Source organism: Azoarcus sp. DN11 (genome assembly GCF_003628555.1).
In the GTDB taxonomy this organism is placed as follows: Bacteria; Pseudomonadota; Gammaproteobacteria; order Burkholderiales; family Rhodocyclaceae; genus Aromatoleum.
In genome coordinates, this window is sequence record NZ_CP021731.1 from 2896501 (window position 1) to 2914484 (window position 17984).

Here is a 17984-nt window from a genome sequence, read left to right on the forward strand (position 1 = left end):
CATGCTGAATTCCCCGTATATCCGCAAGCCGGCCAGTGTTCAGGGGGTGATGCTGGCCGTCCTCGTTGCGTTGATTCCGGCGCTTGTCGTCTACGCGTGGCAGATTGCCGCGGTGGTGTTGGTGAATCTCGCGATCGCCACGGCGACGGCCATGGCGGGCGAAGCGTTCGTGCTCAAGCTGCGCGCTCGGCCGATCGCGCCGGCGCTGTCCGATCTTTCGGCGGTGGTCACCGCCTGGCTGGTCGTCCTGTGCTTCCCCCCGATTCTTCCCTGGTGGGCGACGGTGCTGGGCGTGCTGATCGCCATCGTCGCGGTCAAGCACCTTTATGGCGGCCTCGGACAGAATCCGTTCAATCCCGCGATGGTGGCCTACTGCGCGATGATCGTCGCCTTCCCCGCCCTGATGTCGCAATGGCCGCCCGCCGGCCAGCTGGACTTCCAGACGCAGCTGGGGCTGGTGCTGGGGGGCGTGCGGGAACTCGACGGGATTACCGGGGCCACCGCGCTCGATACGGTCAAGACGGGCTTGCGGGCGGCGGGCGCGACCGTGGAAACAGTCATGGCCCAGGGCAGCTTCGGCCTGGTCGGCGGGCGCGGTTGGGAATGGCTGGCGCCGGCCTATGCGGCGGGTGGCGCCTACCTGCTCGCCCGCCGGGTCATCACCTGGCACATGCCCGCCGCCTTTCTCGTTGCGCTGGCGATGATCTCCGGCGCGTTCTGGCTCGCAAACCCGGGGCAGTTCACCTCGCCGCTGTTCCACCTGGCCAGTGGCGGTGCCATGCTCGGGGCGTTCTTCATCGTCACCGATCCGGTCTCCGGTGCGACCACGCCGCGCGGCAAGCTGATCTTTGCGGCCGGTGTCGCCCTCGTCGCCTACGTCATCCGCGTCTTCGGCGCCTTCCCGGAAGGCATCGCCTTTGCCGTCCTGCTGATGAACATCTGCGTGCCGCTGATCGACATGAACACCCAGCCACGCGTCTTCGGCTACCGCGGAGACAAGACACGATGAGCGCCCGCGACACCGCTGCGCGGACCTCGCTGCGCACCGCAGGCATTCTGGTGATGTTCACGGTGGTCTTTACCGCGTTGATGTCGGCCACCTTTGAAGTGACCCGCCCGACGATCGAAGCCTCGGCGCAGGAAGGGAAGATGCGCCTGATCAACGAGGTGCTGCCGCGCGTCAGCTACGACAACGCCCTTCTGGACGACTTCGTCACGCTCGGCCCGACCCCGGAACTCGGGCTCGATGAAGGCGGGCGCATCTACCGCGCGCGCAAGGCCGGCGAGCCGGCGGCCCTGGTGCTGGAGGTCATCGCGCCGGACGGCTACGCCGGCCGGATCCAGATGGCGGTCGCGGTCGGCGCCGACGGGCGGGTGAATGGGGTGCGCGTCACCGGGCACAGGGAAACCCCCGGCCTGGGCGACTACATCGATCCGCGGAAGGATCGCAACAAGTCGCAGCCCTGGATCGGGCAGTTTGCGGGCGTCTCCTTCGCCGACATCGGCCTCGACAAGTGGAAAGTCGGGCGCGACGGCGGGGTGTTCGCCTCCCGCACTGGTGCGACCATCAGCGCACGCGCGGTGACCAATGCCGCGGCACGCGCTGCGGACTACGCGATTCGTCACCGCGATGCGCTGTTCGCCGCCCACGCGGGCGGGCGACTCTGACCGGAACATGGCCATGAACCTGCAAAGCTTTCGCGAATCGGCCTGGAACGGCCTCTGGCGCCAGAACACCGGGCTCGTTCAACTGCTCGGCCTGTGCCCCATCCTCGCGGTGAGCACCAGTGTCGTCAATGCAGCGAGCCTGGGCCTCGCGACCGTTGTCGTGATGGCCGTCTCTAACTTCGCCGTCGCCTCCCTGCGCAATTTCATCCCCTACGAGATCCGCATTCCGGTCTTCATCCTGATCATCGCGGCGCTCACCACGGTCGTCGACCTCTCGTTCAATGCCTATTTCCACGACCTCTACCTCGTGCTGGGCATCTTCATCCCGCTGATCGTGACGAACTGCATCGTCCTCGCCCGCGTGGAAGCCTATGCCGCCAAGAACGATCCGGTGTCGTCGACCGTGGACGGCGTGATGATGGGCCTGGGCCTCGTCTGCCTTCTTGCCGTCCTGGGCGGATTGCGCGAACTCGTCGGCAACGGGACCCTGTTTTCCGGCATCGAGATGGTGTTCCCGGGGCTTTCGGCGATCTCGCTGTTCGGCCCCGACTATCCCGGTTTCCTGATCGCCATTCTTCCGCCCGGAGCGTTCTTCACGCTCGGCTGCCTGATCGCACTTTCGAACCTGATCCGCAGCCGTGCGGCAAGGCACAAGACGGCGGCCCCGCACCCGACGGTCCCCACCCCGGCGACCGACCAGCCGGCGTCGGCGGCCTGACCCGCATGCCAGGCATGAATCGGGAATCCGTCCGCGAGTTCTTTCGCCGCCTTGCCGCCGCGAATCCGCATCCGACGACCGAACTCGAATACGGTTCGCCGTTCCAGTTGCTCGTTGCGGTCGTCCTGTCGGCGCAGGCGACCGACAAGAGCGTCAACCTTGCCACGCGCGGGCTGTTCGAGGCGGCACCGACCCCCGAGGCGATGATCACCCTGGGCGAGGAAGGGGTGGCCGCACACATCCGCACGATCGGCCTGTACCGGAACAAGGCCAGGAATGTGGTCGCGCTGTCGCACTTGCTGCTCGAGCGTCACGGCGGCGAGGTGCCGCGCGACCGCGTGGCGCTGGAGGCGCTCCCCGGCGTAGGACGAAAGACGGCGAATGTGGTATTGAATACGGTCTTCGGCGAGCCGGTGATGGCCGTCGATACGCACATCTTCCGCCTGGCCAATCGTACCGGCCTCGCACCCGGCAAGGATGTCCTCGCCGTGGAGAATGCCCTGATGCGCCGCGTGCCCAAGGATTACCTGCGCGATGCGCACCATTGGCTGATCCTGCACGGCCGCTATGTCTGCACCGCGCGCAAGCCGAAATGCGCCGGGTGCCTGGTGCGGGACTTGTGCGCGTACCGCGACAAGACCGCTTGATCCATCACTTATCGAGACGAAATGTTCAATCCATCCCGCGATCAGGTCCGTTCCTTCTTCATCGAGAGCTGGCGAAAGTACCGTGCAAAGGAAGTCCAGACGCCGCTCGAGCACATGGCGAACGACTTGATCCTCCTGCATCCCGAATACCACGCCCTGCTCGAGGACCCCGAAGCGGTCGACAAGGAGTTCTCGCCCGAAGGCGGACAGCTCAATCCCTTCCTGCACCTTTCGCTGCATCTGGCGATCGAGGAGCAGTTGTCGATCGACCAGCCCCCCGGCCTGCGCGCCGCATTCGAGGCGTGCCAGGTCCGGCGCGGCGACCGTCACGACGCGTTGCACGACGTGCTCGAGTGCCTTGGCGAAACGATGTTCGACTCTCAGCGGAACAACACCCCGCCCGACGGTGCGGCGTACGTCAGCTGCGTCCTGCGTCGGGCCGGTTGACGAGGAACAGGCTGCGTTGCGAGCGTCAACGCTCGTGTCTTCGGTTGGACACCCTATAATCGGGGTTCGCCAATGAAAGGATTTCTCCGATGCGCTTTGAAGGATCACGCGACTACGTTGCCACCCCCGACCTGATGCTCGCGGTGAATGCGGCGATCAAGCTCCAGCGGCCGCTGCTGATCAAGGGAGAACCCGGCACCGGCAAGACGATGCTCGCCGAAGAGGTGGCCGAATCGCTCGGGCTGCCGCTGCTGCAGTGGCACATCAAGTCCACGACCAAGGCCCAGCAGGGGCTTTACGAATACGATGCGGTTTCGCGCCTGCGCGACTCGCAACTGGGCGACGACCGCGTCAAGGATATCGCCAACTACATCGTCAAGGGCGTGCTGTGGCAGGCCTTCGAGTCCGACACCCCGTGCGTCGTGCTGATCGACGAGATCGACAAGGCGGACATCGAATTCCCCAACGACCTCCTGCGCGAACTCGACCGCATGGAGTTCCACGTGTACGAGACGCGCAAGACGATCCAGGCGCGCCACCGGCCGATCGTCTTCATCACGTCGAACAACGAGAAGGAGTTGCCGGACGCCTTCCTGCGCCGCTGCTTCTTCCACTACATCCGCTTTCCCGACCGCGACACGATGCAGCAGATCGTGGATGTCCACTTCCCCGACCTCAAGAAGGATCTGCTGCGCGAGGCGCTGGAAGTGTTCTTCGGCCTGCGCGACGTTCCCGGCCTGAAGAAGAAGCCCTCGACCTCCGAACTCATCGACTGGCTCAAGCTGCTCGTGGCCGAGGACATTCCGCCCGAGGCGCTGCGGAGCCAGGATCAGCGCGCCGTCGTGCCGCCGCTTGCCGGCGCGCTGCTCAAGAACGAGCAGGACCTGCACCTGTTCGAACGGCTGGTCTTCATGGCCCGGCACAATCGCTGACGAGCGGACGCGTTCGGAAGCCGTGAGGTCACGCCTAGGGCGAATTACATGCTCATCGATTTTTTCCTGCATCTGAAGGCGAGCAAGCTGCCTGTCTCGACGCGCGAATTCCTGACCTTGCTGGAGGGGCTGCGCGACGGCGTGTGCGGGCACGCGATCGACGAGTTTTACTTCTACGCGCGCACCTGTCTGGTAAAGGACGAGTCGCGCTACGACCGCTTCGATCAGGCGTTCGCTGCGTACTTCAAGGGCGTGAGCGAGATTCCCGGCCTGGACAAGGAACTGCCGGAGGAGTGGCTGCGGGCGATGATGAAGAAACATCTGTCGCCCGAGGAAAAGGCACAACTCGAGAAGCTCGGCTGGGACAAGCTGATGGAGGAGTTCCGCAAGCGCCTCGAGGAGCAGAAGGAACGCCACCAGGGCGGATCGAAGTGGATCGGGACCGGCGGCAAGTCGCCGTTCGGCAACGGCGGCTACCACCCCGAGGGCATTCGCGTCGGCGGGGAATCGGCAGGCAATCGCACCGCGATCAAGGTCTGGGAAAAGCGCGAATACCGCAACCTCGATGACTCCATAGAACTCGGTACGCGCAACATCAAGGTCGCCCTGCGGCGACTGCGGCGCTTTGCGCGCGAAGGCGCGGCGGACGAGCTCGACCTCGATGGCACGATCGCGGCGACCGCGCGCAACGCCGGCTGGCTGGACCTGATGATGCGCCCCGAGCGTCACAACGCGGTGAAGGTGCTGCTTTTCCTCGATGTCGGCGGCTCGATGGACGATCACGTGAAGGCGTGCGAGGAGCTGTTCTCGGCCTGCCGCGCCGAGTTCAAGCACCTGGAGCACTTCTACTTCCACAACTGCGTATACGAGGGCGTGTGGCGGGACAGCCGCCGCAGGCATGCGGAAACACTCCCGGTGCATGACCTGATCCACAAGTACGGACCGGACTACAAGCTGATCTTCGTCGGGGACGCGACGATGAGCCCGTACGAGATCCTGCACCAGCACGGCTCAATCGAGCACATGAACGCGGAAGCGGGAGCGACCTGGCTGCGGCGCCTGCTGGACGCCTGGCCCGCCGCTGCCTGGCTCAATCCCGAACCCGAGCGGCTGTGGCCTTACCGTCAGTCCATCGAGATCATCAGCGGCATCATGGGGCAGCGCATGTATCCGATGACGCTGGAAGGGCTCGAGCGGGCGATGCGACAGTTGTCGAAGAAGACCTGAACACCGGACGTGCGCCCCGCGGCGCCGTCCTTACTCCGCAAACGGCAAGGGCTGCATGCCGAAGCCCTCGTCGAGATCCTTGATCTGATGCAGCAGCCCATCGAGTTCTTGCTGCAGGCGTGCCTGCGCCTCTTCGTCGAGCAGGCGCAGGGCTTCGGGCAGCACGCCGCGCGCAGGCGACGGCGCGCGCGCGAGCAACTGGCGCCCGGCCGGCGTCAGCGACAGACGCACGACCCGCTGATCGGCACTCGTTCGCGCCTTCACGACGAGCCCGTTCGTTTCGAGCTTGTCGATCATGTTGGAGGCGGTCGACTGGTGCAGCGCCATCCGCTTGGCCAGCTCTCCGACGCGCAGGCCCGGTTCCTCGAGAAGTTCCTGCAGGGCCCAGAGCTGGGCGCCGGTCACGCCGCTTTGCTTCTCGATCCACTGGGAGTGGCGCTGCGCCGTGCGGATGAGTACCCGGAAGCGCTGCAACACGGACAGTGGCGACACCTGCGCCTGCTGGTTGCGGTCGGTGGGCTTGATCACGCTTGAAGCTCCCCTTTGCTCAATGCCGGGAAACCCCGGAAAATATTTTCACAAATGTTATACCGGACGCTTCATGTCCGGGTACCGTCTTTTACGGATATCGTAGCGGAGACACCGCTCATCCCCAACCAATCCGGACCTTCCGGACTTCGATCGCAACGGAGCATCGTGTCGCCCCCCAAGCTGCAGACGGACGAGAAACGCGCCTCTCTCACCTTCCGTCAGATCGCGCGTACCGGCCGCCGCTACACCAACCCGCTCATATCGGTGGGCCATTGGCGCAGACGCGCGCTCCTCGTCGGCGCAGCGCTGCTCGCCGGGCTCATCGCCATCGTCTTCGCAATGGGATCGGAACGTGCAATCGGCCTGCACGCCCGGCTCATTGCGACCTCGCCGTGGCTGTCGCTCCTGGTCGCCCCGGCCGGATTTGCCGCGATGGCGTGGCTCTCCGGCAGTTTCGTTCCCGCGACCCAGGGCAGCGGCATCCCGCAGACGATTGCCGCTTCGCTCAGCCCCGATCCCGCAGTGCGTGGCCGGCTGCTGTCGCTGAAGATCGCCGTGGCCAAGGTGTTCCTGACTCTGGGCGGCCTGCTCTGCGGGGCATCCATCGGCCGCGAGGGGCCGTCCGTCCAGATCGGCGCATCGGTGATGCATGCGCTGGCCGGGCGGCGTTTCGGCCGCATCGCATCCAGCCGCAACCTGATCGTCGCCGGCAGCGGAGCAGGCATTGCTGCTGCATTCAACACACCCGTGGGCGGAATAATGTTCGCGATCGAGGAGATGTGCCGCGATCACGCTTTCCGCGCGAACGGCACGACGCTGACGGCAGTGATCTTCGCGGGCCTGATGTCGCTCGGCATCCTCGGCAACTACACTTACTTTGGCAGCACGCATGCCTCGCTCGATTGGCCGCTCGGCATCTGGCCGGTCCTGCTATGCGGTACCGCCGGGGGCCTCCTGGGCGGCACGTTCAGCCGGCTGCTCGTCGCATCGGCACGCGGCCTGCCGGGCCGCGTCGGCGAGTTCGTCGCAGCGCGCCCGATCGCTTTCGCGGGCGGCTGCGGACTCGCGACCGCCCTGGTCGGACTCGCGACGGGAGGCGCCACCTACGCGACCGGCTACGCCGAGTCGAAGGCGGCCCTGGAAGGCATCGCCCCTTTGCCGGTCTACTTCTTCGCGGCGAAAATGCTGGTGATCTGGCTCGCCTTCGTCAGCCGGATTCCCGGCGGTCTCTTCGCCCCCGCGCTGGCGGTCGGCGCGGGGCTGGGTTCCGCCCTCGTCGGCCTGAGTCCCGGGAATGCCGAACCCGCGCTGGTGATCCTGGGGATGGTCGCCTTCCTTTCAGGGATGACGCTTGCCCCGATCACGTCCTTCGTGATCGTCATGGAGATGACCGCCAATCACCAGATGCTGATCCCGCTGATGGCCGCCTCCGTGACCGCTTACGGCTTTTCCAGGTCGGTGTCGCCGCGCGCCCTTTACGACGCCCTTGCGGTACCCGCCCTGGACCGCGCCCAGGCACAGGTCGCCTCCGCGGCCTCCGCGAAGCCGGGCGCCGCGTAAACGAAAAACCGCCCGCAAGGCGGGCGGCTTCAGCGGTGCCGTCGAGGCGGCGGACGCGGATCAGTTGCCGCTCATCGCCATCATCAGCTGGTTGATGCGCTTGACGAAAGTGGCCGGGTCGTCGAGCGTGCCGCCTTCGGCGAGCAGCGCCTGGTCGAAGAGCACCGCGGCCCAGTCGTCGAACTGCTTTTCCTCGTACTTCAGGCGCATCACCGCCGGGTGCTGCGGGTTCACCTCGAGGATCGGCTTCGACACCGGCGCCTGCTGGCCCGCGGCCTTCAGGATGCGGGAAAGGTTCATCCCCATGTCGTGTTCGTCGGCGACCAGGCAGGCGGGCGAGTCGGTCAGGCGATGCGTGACGCGCACGTCCTTGACGCGCTCGCCGAGGCTCGCCTTCATCTTCTCGAGCAGGTCCTTGTACTCGTCGGCGGCCTTCTCGGCTTCCTTCTTCTCGGCTTCGTCTTCGAGGCTGCCCAGGTCCAGGCCGCCCTTCGCGACCGAGACGAGCGGCTTGCCGTCGAATTCCGTCAGGTTGCCGATCACCCACTCGTCGACCCGGTCGGAGAGCAGCAGCACTTCGATGCCCTTCTTGCGGAAGATCTCGAGGTGCGGACTGTTCCTGGCGGCGTTGAAGGTCTCGGCGGTGACGTAGTAGATCTTGTCCTGGCCTTCCTTCATGCGGCCGATGTAGTCGGCGAGCGACACGGTCTCGTCCGGCGTGTCGGCTTGGGTCGAGGCGAAGCGCAAGAGGCCGGCGATCTTGTCCTTGTTGGCGAAGTCCTCGCCGACGCCTTCCTTCAGCACCTTGCCGAATTCGTTCCAGAAGGTCGCGTACTTCTCCTTCTCGGCGGCGTCTTCGCTGGTGGCTATGTCTTCGAGCAGGCCCAGCACCTTCTTCGTGCAGCCGGCGCGGATCGTGTCGATGTCCTTGCTTTCCTGCAGGATCTCGCGCGAGACGTTGAGCGGCAGGTCGGCGGAATCGACGACGCCGCGCACGAAGCGCAGGTACATCGGCATCAGCTTCTCAGCGTCGTCCATGATGAACACGCGCTTCACGTACAGCTTGATGCCGTGGCGCGCATTGCGGTCCCACATGTCGAACGGGGCGTGCGACGGGACGTAGAGGAGCTGGGTGTATTCGTGGCGGCCTTCGACGCGGGCGTGGCTCCACGCGAGCGGCTCGTCGAAGTCGTGGCCGACGTGCTTGTAGAAGGCCTTGTACTCGTCCTCGGTGATGTCGCTCTTCGCGCGCGTCCACAGCGCGTTGGCCTGGTTGACGGTCTCGTCCTCGTCCCTCGTGACCTGCTCGTTTTTCTCCTGGTCCCACTCTTCCTTCTTCATCAGGATGGGCTGGACGATGTGGTCGGAGTACTTGCGGATCAGGCTGCGCAGCTTCCAGCCGGAAAGCAGATCGTCCTGGTCGTCGCGCAGGTGCAGCGTGATCTCGGTGCCGCGGCCGGGCTTGTCGACCGCTTCGACGGTGTATTCGCCGGCGGCGTCGCCGACCATCGAGCATTCCCACTTCACCCCCTCACCGGCAGGAAGGCCCGCGCGGCGCGTGACGACGGTGACCTTGTCGGCGACGATGAAGGCCGAGTAGAAGCCGACGCCGAACTGGCCGATCAGGTGGGCGTCCTTCTTCTGGTCGCCGGTGAGCTGCGAGAAGAATTCCTTGGTGCCGGACTTGGCGATGGTGCCGAGGTGGGCGATCGCTTCGTCGCGGCTCATGCCGATGCCGTTGTCGGCGACGGTGACGGTCTTCGCGTCCTTGTCGAACGAGATGCGGATCGCGAGCTCGCCCTCGCCTTCGAAGAGCGCCGGCTGGTCGAGCGCCTCGAAGCGCAGCTTGTCGCAGGCGTCCGACGCGTTCGAGATCAGCTCCCGCAGGAAGATCTCGCGGTTGGAGTACAACGAATGGATCATCAGGTGAAGCAGCTGCTTCACCTCGGCCTGGAAATTGAGGGTCTGGGCGCCGGCGGCGGTGGTCATCGATGGAAACTCCGTTTACACAGGAACGCGTCCACATGTGGGGTGTGTTCCGGGAATTTCAAGTGCCGCCGGACGGATCACTCGTAACGGATTTCGACGACCTCGATCTCGCGCGGACCCGCCGGGCTCTGGAAGCGCACGATGTCGCCCTCGCGCGCCTTCATCAGTGCGCGCGCAAGCGGCGAGATCCAGCTGATGCGGCCCGAGGTCGCGTCCGCCTCGTCGACGCCGACGATCTGCCAGGTCTGTTCGCCTTCGCCGCTCTCGTCCTCGACGTCGAGCACCGTGACGGTAGCGCCGAAGAACACCTGTTCCATGCCCTGCTGGCGCTCGGGATCGACGACCTCCGCCGACTCGATGCGCTTGATCAGGAAGCGGATGCGGCGGTCGATCTCGCGCAGGCGCTTCTTGCCGTAGATGTAGTCGCCGTTCTCGGAGCGGTCGCCGTTCGACGCCGCCCAGGCTACCGTCTCGACCAGCTTGGGGCGCTCCACACGCACCAGCAGGTCGAGCTCGACCCGCAGCGCGTCGTAACCACGACGCGTCATGTAATTCTTGCTGCCGGGCGGCAGGCGTACCGACGCGGGGACGTCGTCGTCTTCGTCCTGGCCTTCGCCTTCCTTCGTGAATGCCTTGCTCACCTTGGGGTCCATCCTGTTGCGGGCGTTCTGTTACCGAGTGAAACCGCATTGAAGGCTGCGGCGTCGGCGCTTCATGATAGCGGACAAGTGCCGCGGCGGCGCACCGTGCGCCAACAGCCGTGGTGTCCCGGCATGGCTGCACGCATCACGCGGATCCGTTAGACTGCAGGGTTTTGACAAACATTTTGCAACCGCGAGCAGCTATCGTGACCGGGCGCCCTTGCGCCAGACTCCGGTACGCTCGCGACCGGTGTGCGCCGCGCCTTCGGGGACGTGCACCGCCGCAGAATCAACACCTCTCTCGCTCATCCATGAACCAAGCCGCCAATTCCTCTTCCGCCGATCTCGACGCACTGCGCCTCGAAGTGGCGGCACTCGTCGTCGAAGCCCTCAACCTGGACACGGCGCCCGAGTCGATTCCGGCCGACGATTCGCTGTTCGGCGAGGGCCTCGGCCTCGATTCGATCGACATCCTCGAAGTGGCCCTGGTCGTGTCGAAGCGCTACGGCTTCCAGCTGCGCGCCGACAACGAGGACAACGTCAGGATCTTCCGCTCCCTGCGCAGCCTCACCGAGTACGTCGCGGCCAACCGCACGAAATGAGGGCCGGACTTGCCCGCGCGGCACGCGGGTTGGTGGTCGCCGTCGTCGTGATCGCCTGGGCGGCGATCGCGCATTACACGAGCGCGCTGGTGGACGAATCGTCCTGGGGCGCGCTGCTGGCGATCGCCCCTTTTGCCGCGATCGCGGCCGGCTTTGCATGGCAGTCGCCGCGGCGCGGCGCGATGTTCGCGCTGCTCGCGGCCGGATCGTTCGCGCTCGCACTGGTCTGGCCGACGCTCGCGCACAACGTCGGGTGGCTGTATTTCGTCCAGCACGTCGGCACCAACGTCCTGCTCGTGATCGGCTTCGGCCGCACCCTCACGGCCGGACGCGAACCGATGTGCACGCGCATCGCACGGGCCATGCACGACGCGATCAGCCCCGCGCTTGCCCGCTACACCCGGCAGGTGACGGTCGCCTGGACCGTGTTCTTCATCGCGACCGCCGCGATTTCGTGCGCACTGTTCGCGTTCGGGACGCTCGAAGCGTGGTCGACGTTCGCCAACCTGCTGACGATGCCGCTCGTCGGCCTGATGTTCGTCGCCGAGTACCTGGTGCGCTTGAAGGTGGTGCCGGAAGACCGCAGCAGCATCCTCGACGCCGTCCATGCGTATCGGCGGACTTCATCGACGACAGGCACGGCGCCGGTGAACGAGCGATGACGCCGCCGCGCCCCGCGGCACTGCCGCTCCTTTCGCACGAACGATCCAACGCCGTGGTCGCCTGGCGGCCCGATGGCCCGGTCGCGGCCGGGCGCTTCCTCGCCGACGTGCGACGCCTTGCCTCGGATTTGCCCGCAGGCGGCCATGTCCTGAACGTGTGCGCGGACCGCTACCGTTTTGCCGTTGGCGTCGCGGCGTGCCTGGTGCGCGGCAAGATCAGCCTGTTGCCGTCCACGCATACGCCGGAGACCGTCCGCCAGCTGCGCTCGTTCGCGCCCGACGCGTTCTGCCTGACCGACAGCGCCGCGTGCGATATCGACCTGCCGCAGCATCGGTACCGCGAATCCGGCACGGCAGAGGCATCGCCCGAAGGCTTGGCGGTGCCGGCGATCGACGCCGACCAGATCGTCGCGTACGTCTTCACGTCCGGGTCGACCGGCACGCCGGTGCCGCATCGCAAGACCTGGGGTCCGCTGGTGCGCAACATCGCGGCGGAGGCCGACCGGCTCGGCGTCGTTGGCACGCCCTTCACGCTCGTCGGCACGGTGCCGCCGCAACACATGTACGGCTTCGAGTCCACCGTGCTGCTCGCGCTGCTGTCGGGCGGCGCGATCTGGTCCGGGCGGCCGTTCTATCCCGCGGACATCGCGGAAGCCCTGGACGCCGTTCCCCGTCCGCGCGTCCTGGTGTCGACGCCCTTCCACCTGCGCACGCTCCTCGCGGCCGACGTGAGCGTGCCGCCGGCCGATCTCGTCGTGTCGGCGACGGCTCCGCTATCGGGCAACCTCGCGGTTGCGGTCGAAGCGCGCCTGCAGTGTCCGCTGATCGAAATCTACGGCTGCACGGAGACGGGCCAGACGGCCACGCGGCGCACCGCGGAGACGGCCGAATGGCAGCTGATGCGCGGCCTGCAGTTGAGCGTCGAAGACGGCAAGACCTGGGCGCATGGCGGCCATGTCGAGACGCCGACGGCGCTCGGGGACATCATCGAACCGACGTCGGGCGACCGCTTCCTGCTGCATGGGCGCGCGGCCGATCTCGTGAACATCGCCGGCAAGCGCAGCTCGCTGGGCTATCTGAACCACCAGTTGAATGCCATCCCGGGCGTCGTCGACGGCAGCTTCTTCGTGCCCGACGACGAGACGGACGGCGTGGCCCGCCTCACGGCCGTGGTCGTGGCGCCGGAACTGGACCGCGCGACCTTGCTGCAGGCCTTGCGCGAGCGTATCGACCCCTTGTTTCTGCCGCGCCCCCTGCTCTTCGCCGACGAGCTTCCGCGCAACGCCACGGGCAAGCTTCCGCGTACCGCGCTCGACGCGCTGCGGCGAAAACTGGGCGACGCGGAATGATCCACGAGTCCACCGTCGCCATCGCCGCCGATCATCCGGCGTTCGCGGGCCATTTTCCCGGACGCCCCATCCTGCCGGGCGTCGTGTTGCTCGGGCTCGCCGTCCGTGCGCTCGGCAACGTGAGCGGACATCCGGTGCCGCGCTGCGAGATCGCAGCGGCGAAATTCCTGCGGCCGGTCGGCCCGGACACCGAACTGCACATCCGGCTCTGCGAATCCGCGTCGGGCTGGCGCTTCGACATCTTCGCTGCGGACGACGTCGTCGCGACCGGAACCCTGCGGGTCGGCACGCCATGACGGATACTTCCGCCGAACGCGCCCCCCGCGGCAGCGCGGAATGGGCCACGCGGACGGAACGCAGCAACTACGCGACGCTGCGCCTGATGACGTGGATCTCGCTGCGCCTCGGGCGCCCGACGGGCCGCGCCGTGCTGGGGCTGATCGCCGCCTACTTCCTACTCTTTGCCCCGAAGGCCCGCCGTGCGTCGCGCGACTGGCTCGCCCATGCGCTCGGCCGCAAGCCGTCACTGGGCGAGCTGTTCCGGCATGTCTACACCTTCGCCGCGACCATCCACGATCGCGTCTATCTCGTGAATGAGCGTTTCGACCTGTTCGACATCCGCGTGCACGGCGGCGAACTCGTCAAGGACGCGGTGGCGCGCGGCGCAGGGGTATTCCTGATGGGCGCGCACGTCGGCAGCTTCGAGGTGATGCCGGCGATCGGGCGCCAGCAGCCCGGCATGCGCGTCGCGATGGTGATGTACGAGGACAACGCGCGCAAGATCAATGACACGCTCGCGGCGATCAATCCGGCGGCGCGGCAGGACATCATTGCGCTGGGCAAACTGGACTCGATGCTGCAGGTGAAGGAGCGGCTCGACGACGGCTCGCTGGTCGGCATCCTTGCGGACCGGAGTCCGGGCGACGAACCTGGACAGATCGTGGAATTCTTCGGCGCGCCGGCAAGCTTTCCCGTCGGCCCGTGGCGCCTCGCCGCAATGCTGAAGCGCCCGGTGATCCTGATGGTAGGCCTGTATCGCGGCGGCAATCGCTACGATGTGCATTTCGAGCAGATCGCGGATTTTTCCGCCGCAACGCGCGAGAACCGGGCACGCCTGCAGCACGCCGCAATCGAACACTACGCTGCCCGTCTTGCCCATTACGCGCGGCAGGCGCCGTTCAACTGGTTCAATTTTTTCGACTTCTGGGAAAGCGCGCGCCACCGCGACGCCCGCTGACCGAAGGGAGTGGAGTTTCCGTGTTCCGAACCGCATACCTGCGCTGCTCAATCGCGATCCTGCTTGCACTTGGCGCCGTCCTGGACATTGCGGGGCCGGCCGCTGCTGCCGAGGGCTGGACCGTCGCGCAGCTGATGCAGACCCTGGGCAAACAGAGCAGCGGTCAGGCGACGTTCGTGGAGCGGAAGCACCTCGCCGTCCTCGACCAGCCGGTGGAATCCTCTGGCGAGTTGCGTTTCCAGGCACCCGACCGCCTCGAGAAGATCACGCTCAAGCCGCGGCCGGAATCGCTGGTGCTGGAGGGGAACACCCTGACCGTCACCCGCGGCAAGAAGCAGTTCAGCGTCCGTCTGTCCGATTACGGCGAAGTCGCCGGTTTCATCGACAGCATCCGCGCCACCCTCGCCGGCGACCGCGCGACGCTGGAGCGCACCTACGCCTTGCATCTTGCGGGCAGCGCCGAGCGCTGGACGCTGACGCTGCTGCCGCGCGATCAGCGCATGGCAGAGATGATCGTACGCATCAACATCGCCGGAACACGCGGGCAGTTGCGCGAGATCGAGATCATGCAGGCCGACGGCGACCGCTCGGTGATGGAGATCGTCACGATGGGGCAGACGCGGTGACGCGCCGCTTCGTGCCGGCCCTGCTCCTGTGGCTGGCCTTCGTCGGGACCTGCATCGCCGTGGCGGGCCAGACGCGCTTCACGACCGACCTGTCCGCCTTCCTGCCCGAAGCCCCCAGCGAGGAACAGCGCGTTCTCGTCGAACAGTTGCGCGACGGCGTCGTGTCGCGCCTCTTGCTGGTCGGCATCGAAGGCGGCGACGCGGGCCAGCGCGCGCAGCTGTCGCGCGGACTCGCGCGACAGCTGCGTACCGACGCGGCCTTCGGCATGGTCGCGAACGGCGAACCCGTGCATCGCGAACGCGACCAGGCGCTGCTGTTCACGCACCGCTACCTGCTGAGTCCGGCGATCGGCGCCGAACGCTTCACGACGGCCGGGCTGCGGCAGGCGATCGGCGAGTCGGTCGATCTGCTCGCATCCCCGCTCGGCATGCTCACGAAGGCGCTGCTGCCGCGCGATCCGACGGGCGAGCTGATGCAGTTGCTGGAGCGGCTCGACGGCGGTGCGCGCCCGGCCACGCGGGACGGCGTATGGGCCTCACGCGACGGTCGCCGCGCACTGCTGCTGGCCCAGACACGCGCTTCGGGCTCGGACCTCGACCGCCAGCAGGCGGCGATCTCGACCTTGCACAGCGCCTTTGCGGAGGAGGCGGCGAAACTCCCCGCGGGAGCGAACCTGAAGCTGCTGATCTCGGGCGCTCCGGCGTTCGCGGTCGATTCGCGCGCGACCATCGAGAGCGAGGTCACGCGCCTCGCCCTGGTATCGACGGCGATCATCGTCGCCCTGCTGCTCTTCATCTATCGCTCGCCGACGGCGCTCGTCCTCGGCCTGCTGCCGGTCGTGTCCGGGGCGCTGGCGGGGGTTGCCGCGGTGAGCCTCGGGTTCGGCATGGTGCATGGCGTGACTCTCGGATTCGGCACGACGCTGATCGGCGAGGCCGTCGACTACGCGATCTATCTGTTCGTGCAGTCCGGCACGCGCGACGGCCGCGATACCTTCTGGCCGACGATCCGCCTGGGCGTGCTGACCTCGATCTGCGGTTTCGGCGCGCTGATGTTCTCCGGCTTTCCCGGACTCGCGCAGCTGGGGCTGTATTCGATCGCCGGACTGGTCGTCGCCGCGCTGACGACGCGCTTCATCCTCCCGCATCTGCTGCCCGCCAGGTTCGCGATCCGCGACGTCACGCCCCTCGGCATGCAGCTTCGCGGACTGCTCGCCGCTGCCGGAAAACTGCGCTGGCTTTTGATCGCGCTGGCCTTCGCCGCGGGCGGCGTGGTGTATGCGCAGCGGGACCGCCTCTGGAATCACGAGCTGTCCGCGCTGAGCCCGGTGCCGCCGGCGGCCCAGGCGCTCGACCTCGCCTTGCGCACCGATGTCGGTGCGCCTGACGTGCGCTACATGGTCGTCGTGCGCGCGGCCGACCCGGAAGCGGCGCTGCAAGCTGCCGAGGCGGCTTCCGGCCGCCTGCAGCCGCTCGTCGAGTCCGGCGCGATCGGTGGCTTCGAGAGCCCGTCGTTCTACCTGCCTTCCCGCGCGCGGCAGCTGGAACGGAAGGCGGCGCTGCCCGATGCGGCCGAACTTCGCGCCCGCCTGCCGGAAGCCACGCGCGGGCTCCCTCTCCCGGCCGCACGGCTCGAACCGTTCGTCGAGGACGTGGCCGCGGCACGCGAGCGCGCCCCCCTGACACGTGCCGACCTCGACGGCACGAGCTTCGCCATCGCCGTCGATTCGCTGCTGATGCGCCAGGGCGAACGCTGGACGGCGCTGCTGCCGCTGCGCGCGCCGACGACGGGAGCGCATCCGGGCGAGATCGACACCGCCGCCGTGCGCCACGCGCTCGAAGGCGCACCGGGATCCGACACCCTGTTCATCGACATGAAGGGCGAATCCGACCGCCTGTACGCCGGCTATTTCAGGGAGGCGCTCCTGCTCTCGCTCGCCGGCGTGCTGGGCATCGTCGCCCTGCTCGGGGCCACTCTGCGCTCGGCACGGCGGGTCGTCCGCGTGCTGCTGCCGCTCGCGGCATCCGTGCTGGTCGTGGTCGCCGGGCTGCTGCTGGCCGGCGTCGCGCTGACGATCCTGCACCTCGTGGGGCTGCTGCTGATCGTCGCCGTCGGCTCCAACTATGCCCTGTTCTTCGACGGCAAGGGTGACGGCAGCGCCCCCCCGCCCGGCACGCTCGCCTCCATGCTGTTCGCCAACCTCACGACGGTCGCCGGCTTCGGCGTCCTCGCCTTCTCGTCGGTTCCGGTGCTGCAGGCGATCGGCGGCACCGTCGGCCCCGGCGCCCTCCTCGCGCTGCTGTTCGCGGCAGCCCTCGCACGCCCCTCATGCCCCGCCGCTGGCGCCCCGGAGCGCTGATCCATCTCTCCGCCGCCCTTCACGCGGCCGCGGCGGCCGGGGTCGTGCTGCGCCCCGATTCCTGGCCGTGGGCGGCCGGTGCCCTCGTCGCCAACCACGGCCTGCTGACAGCCGCCGGACTGCTGCCGCGCTGCGGACTGCTCGGGACCAACTGGACGCGACTCCCTGACGCCGCCGCCGCACGCGGCGAGCTTGCGCTGACGATAGACGACGGCCCCGACCCCGAAATCACGCCCCGCGTGCTGGATCTGCTGGACGCCCACGGCGCGCGCGCCACCTTCTTCGCGATCGGCCGGCAGGTGCGGCACCACCCGGCCTTGGCCCGCGAAATCGTCGCACGCGGTCATGCCGTCGAGAATCACAGCGAGCACCACCTCAAGACCTTCTCGCTGCGCGGGCCGCGCTGGCTCGCACGCGAGATCGCCACCGCGCAGGAGACGATCGCGCAGACCTGCGGCCGCAAGCCGTGCTTCTTCCGCGCCCCCGCCGGACTGCGCAATCCCTTCCTCGAACCCGTCCTCGCGCAGCTGGACCTGCAACTTGCTTCATGGACACGGCGGGCCTACGACACGCGCAACAGCGATGCGGAATTCGTCGTCCGCCGGCTCTCCGACAGCCTCGCGGCGGGCGACATCCTCTTGCTGCACGACGGCAACGCGGCGCGGACTACGTCGGGCCGGGCGGTGATCCTCGACGCCCTCCCACGGCTTCTCGAGCGCTGCGCCGGCGCCGGCCTTACCCCCGTCACCCTTGCCGCAGCGCTGGCATGACTGCCCCTTCCCTGCGTA

General features: G+C 67.3%; 19 protein-coding genes. 16 read left to right on the plus strand and 3 right to left on the minus strand.

Annotation, left to right across the window (positions count from 1 at the left end):
* Position 1 precedes the first annotated feature (1 nt).
* The 7 genes from CDA09_RS13310 (at position 2) to CDA09_RS13340 (ending at position 5639) form a co-directional block, all read left to right on the plus strand.
* Positions 2–1009, plus strand: a complete 1008-nt coding sequence (locus CDA09_RS13310; RefSeq protein ID WP_121429149.1) for an RnfABCDGE type electron transport complex subunit D — start codon at positions 2–4, stop codon at positions 1007–1009.
* On the plus strand, positions 1006–1668 hold the full coding sequence (locus CDA09_RS13315) for an RnfABCDGE type electron transport complex subunit G (RefSeq protein ID WP_121429150.1): 663 nt from the start codon (positions 1006–1008) through the stop codon (positions 1666–1668). The genes CDA09_RS13310 and CDA09_RS13315 overlap by 4 nt, the downstream gene beginning before the upstream one ends.
* 13 nt (positions 1669–1681) lie before the next feature.
* Positions 1682–2386 carry an electron transport complex subunit E gene (locus CDA09_RS13320; protein ID WP_121429151.1) on the plus strand — a complete coding sequence of 235 codons (705 nt, stop codon included), beginning with the start codon at positions 1682–1684 and terminating at the stop codon, positions 2384–2386.
* A 14-nt stretch (positions 2387–2400) separates the two neighbouring features.
* Positions 2401–3033, plus strand: a complete 633-nt coding sequence (gene nth, locus CDA09_RS13325) for an endonuclease III (RefSeq protein WP_121429152.1) — start codon at positions 2401–2403, stop codon at positions 3031–3033.
* 21 nt (positions 3034–3054) lie between these two features.
* Positions 3055–3480 carry a DUF1841 family protein gene (locus CDA09_RS13330; RefSeq protein ID WP_121429153.1) on the plus strand — a complete coding sequence of 142 codons (426 nt, stop codon included), beginning with the start codon at positions 3055–3057 and terminating at the stop codon, positions 3478–3480.
* 89 nt (positions 3481–3569) lie between these two features.
* A complete protein-coding gene (locus tag CDA09_RS13335) occupies positions 3570–4412 on the plus strand; it encodes an AAA family ATPase (protein ID WP_121429154.1) in 843 nt (280 codons plus the stop codon).
* A 48-nt stretch (positions 4413–4460) separates the two neighbouring features.
* A complete protein-coding gene (locus CDA09_RS13340; RefSeq protein WP_121429155.1) occupies positions 4461–5639 on the plus strand; it encodes a vWA domain-containing protein in 1179 nt (392 codons plus the stop codon).
* Between the two features lie 30 nt (positions 5640–5669).
* Here CDA09_RS13340 and CDA09_RS13345 read toward each other — a convergent pair whose 3' ends face one another.
* Positions 5670–6167 (minus strand): MarR family winged helix-turn-helix transcriptional regulator, encoded by a 498-nt coding sequence (locus CDA09_RS13345; RefSeq protein WP_286164127.1) that lies wholly within the window; start codon positions 6165–6167, stop codon positions 5670–5672.
* A gap of 54 nt (positions 6168–6221) precedes the next feature.
* Here CDA09_RS13345 and CDA09_RS13350 point away from each other — a divergent pair, with 54 nt between their 5' ends.
* Complete coding sequence (locus CDA09_RS13350) at positions 6222–7730, plus strand: chloride channel protein (protein ID WP_121429156.1); 1509 nt, start codon at positions 6222–6224, stop codon at positions 7728–7730.
* Positions 7731–7790: 60 nt separating this feature from the next.
* Here the strand turns inward: CDA09_RS13350 and htpG are convergent, their stop codons facing one another.
* On the minus strand, positions 7791–9719 hold the full coding sequence (gene htpG / locus CDA09_RS13355) for a molecular chaperone HtpG (protein ID WP_121429157.1): 1929 nt from the start codon (positions 9717–9719) through the stop codon (positions 7791–7793).
* 77 nt (positions 9720–9796) lie between these two features.
* A complete protein-coding gene (gene greB / locus CDA09_RS13360; protein WP_121430868.1) occupies positions 9797–10360 on the minus strand; it encodes a transcription elongation factor GreB in 564 nt (187 codons plus the stop codon).
* Between the two features lie 311 nt (positions 10361–10671).
* Between greB and CDA09_RS13365 the strand changes: the two genes are divergently transcribed.
* From CDA09_RS13365 to CDA09_RS13395, 8 genes are read left to right on the plus strand one after another with little or no spacing between them, the layout of a single operon-like run.
* On the plus strand, positions 10672–10962 hold the full coding sequence (locus CDA09_RS13365) for a phosphopantetheine-binding protein (RefSeq protein WP_121429158.1): 291 nt from the start codon (positions 10672–10674) through the stop codon (positions 10960–10962).
* Complete coding sequence (locus CDA09_RS13370) at positions 10959–11624, plus strand: COG4648 family protein (RefSeq protein WP_121429159.1); 666 nt, start codon at positions 10959–10961, stop codon at positions 11622–11624. Before CDA09_RS13365 ends, CDA09_RS13370 begins: the two co-directional genes overlap by 4 nt.
* On the plus strand, positions 11621–12973 hold the full coding sequence (locus CDA09_RS13375; protein ID WP_164844414.1) for an AMP-binding protein: 1353 nt from the start codon (positions 11621–11623) through the stop codon (positions 12971–12973). The genes CDA09_RS13370 and CDA09_RS13375 overlap by 4 nt, the downstream gene beginning before the upstream one ends.
* Positions 12970–13269, plus strand: a complete 300-nt coding sequence (locus CDA09_RS23360; RefSeq protein ID WP_164844415.1) for an ApeI family dehydratase — start codon at positions 12970–12972, stop codon at positions 13267–13269. The genes CDA09_RS13375 and CDA09_RS23360 overlap by 4 nt, the downstream gene beginning before the upstream one ends.
* Positions 13266–14210 carry a lysophospholipid acyltransferase family protein gene (locus CDA09_RS13380; RefSeq protein ID WP_164844416.1) on the plus strand — a complete coding sequence of 315 codons (945 nt, stop codon included), beginning with the start codon at positions 13266–13268 and terminating at the stop codon, positions 14208–14210. The genes CDA09_RS23360 and CDA09_RS13380 overlap by 4 nt, the downstream gene beginning before the upstream one ends.
* Positions 14211–14230: 20 nt before the next feature.
* Entirely contained in the window at positions 14231–14836 is a 606-nt protein-coding gene (locus tag CDA09_RS13385; RefSeq protein ID WP_286164129.1) for a LolA family protein, read from the plus strand.
* Entirely contained in the window at positions 14833–17196 is a 2364-nt protein-coding gene (locus tag CDA09_RS13390; RefSeq protein WP_121429160.1) for an MMPL family transporter, read from the plus strand. Before CDA09_RS13385 ends, CDA09_RS13390 begins: the two co-directional genes overlap by 4 nt.
* Positions 17166–17966, plus strand: a complete 801-nt coding sequence (locus CDA09_RS13395) for a polysaccharide deacetylase family protein (RefSeq protein ID WP_121429161.1) — start codon at positions 17166–17168, stop codon at positions 17964–17966. The genes CDA09_RS13390 and CDA09_RS13395 overlap by 31 nt, the downstream gene beginning before the upstream one ends.
* The last annotated feature ends 18 nt before the right edge of the window (positions 17967–17984 follow it).

What these genes read in the sequence shown, in the direction of transcription:
- CDA09_RS13310 (WP_121429149.1), top strand. Translation starts at nt 2, where the DNA reads ATGCTGAATTCCCCGTATATCCGCAAGCCGGCCAGTGTTCAGGGGGTG.
- CDA09_RS13315 (WP_121429150.1), top strand. Translation starts at nt 1,006, where the DNA reads ATGAGCGCCCGCGACACCGCTGCGCGGACCTCGCTGCGCACCGCAGGC.
- CDA09_RS13320 (WP_121429151.1), top strand. Translation starts at nt 1,682, where the DNA reads ATGAACCTGCAAAGCTTTCGCGAATCGGCCTGGAACGGCCTCTGGCGC.
- nth (WP_121429152.1), top strand. Translation starts at nt 2,401, where the DNA reads ATGAATCGGGAATCCGTCCGCGAGTTCTTTCGCCGCCTTGCCGCCGCG.
- CDA09_RS13330 (WP_121429153.1), top strand. Translation starts at nt 3,055, where the DNA reads ATGTTCAATCCATCCCGCGATCAGGTCCGTTCCTTCTTCATCGAGAGC.
- CDA09_RS13335 (WP_121429154.1), top strand. Translation starts at nt 3,570, where the DNA reads ATGCGCTTTGAAGGATCACGCGACTACGTTGCCACCCCCGACCTGATG.
- CDA09_RS13340 (WP_121429155.1), top strand. Translation starts at nt 4,461, where the DNA reads ATGCTCATCGATTTTTTCCTGCATCTGAAGGCGAGCAAGCTGCCTGTC.
- CDA09_RS13350 (WP_121429156.1), top strand. Translation starts at nt 6,222, where the DNA reads ATGTTATACCGGACGCTTCATGTCCGGGTACCGTCTTTTACGGATATC.
- htpG (WP_121429157.1), bottom strand. Translation starts at nt 9,719, where the DNA reads ATGACCACCGCCGCCGGCGCCCAGACCCTCAATTTCCAGGCCGAGGTG.
- CDA09_RS13365 (WP_121429158.1), top strand. Translation starts at nt 10,672, where the DNA reads ATGAACCAAGCCGCCAATTCCTCTTCCGCCGATCTCGACGCACTGCGC.
- CDA09_RS13370 (WP_121429159.1), top strand. Translation starts at nt 10,959, where the DNA reads ATGAGGGCCGGACTTGCCCGCGCGGCACGCGGGTTGGTGGTCGCCGTC.
- CDA09_RS13375 (WP_164844414.1), top strand. Translation starts at nt 11,621, where the DNA reads ATGACGCCGCCGCGCCCCGCGGCACTGCCGCTCCTTTCGCACGAACGA.
- CDA09_RS23360 (WP_164844415.1), top strand. Translation starts at nt 12,970, where the DNA reads ATGATCCACGAGTCCACCGTCGCCATCGCCGCCGATCATCCGGCGTTC.
- CDA09_RS13380 (WP_164844416.1), top strand. Translation starts at nt 13,266, where the DNA reads ATGACGGATACTTCCGCCGAACGCGCCCCCCGCGGCAGCGCGGAATGG.
- CDA09_RS13395 (WP_121429161.1), top strand. Translation starts at nt 17,166, where the DNA reads ATGCCCCGCCGCTGGCGCCCCGGAGCGCTGATCCATCTCTCCGCCGCC.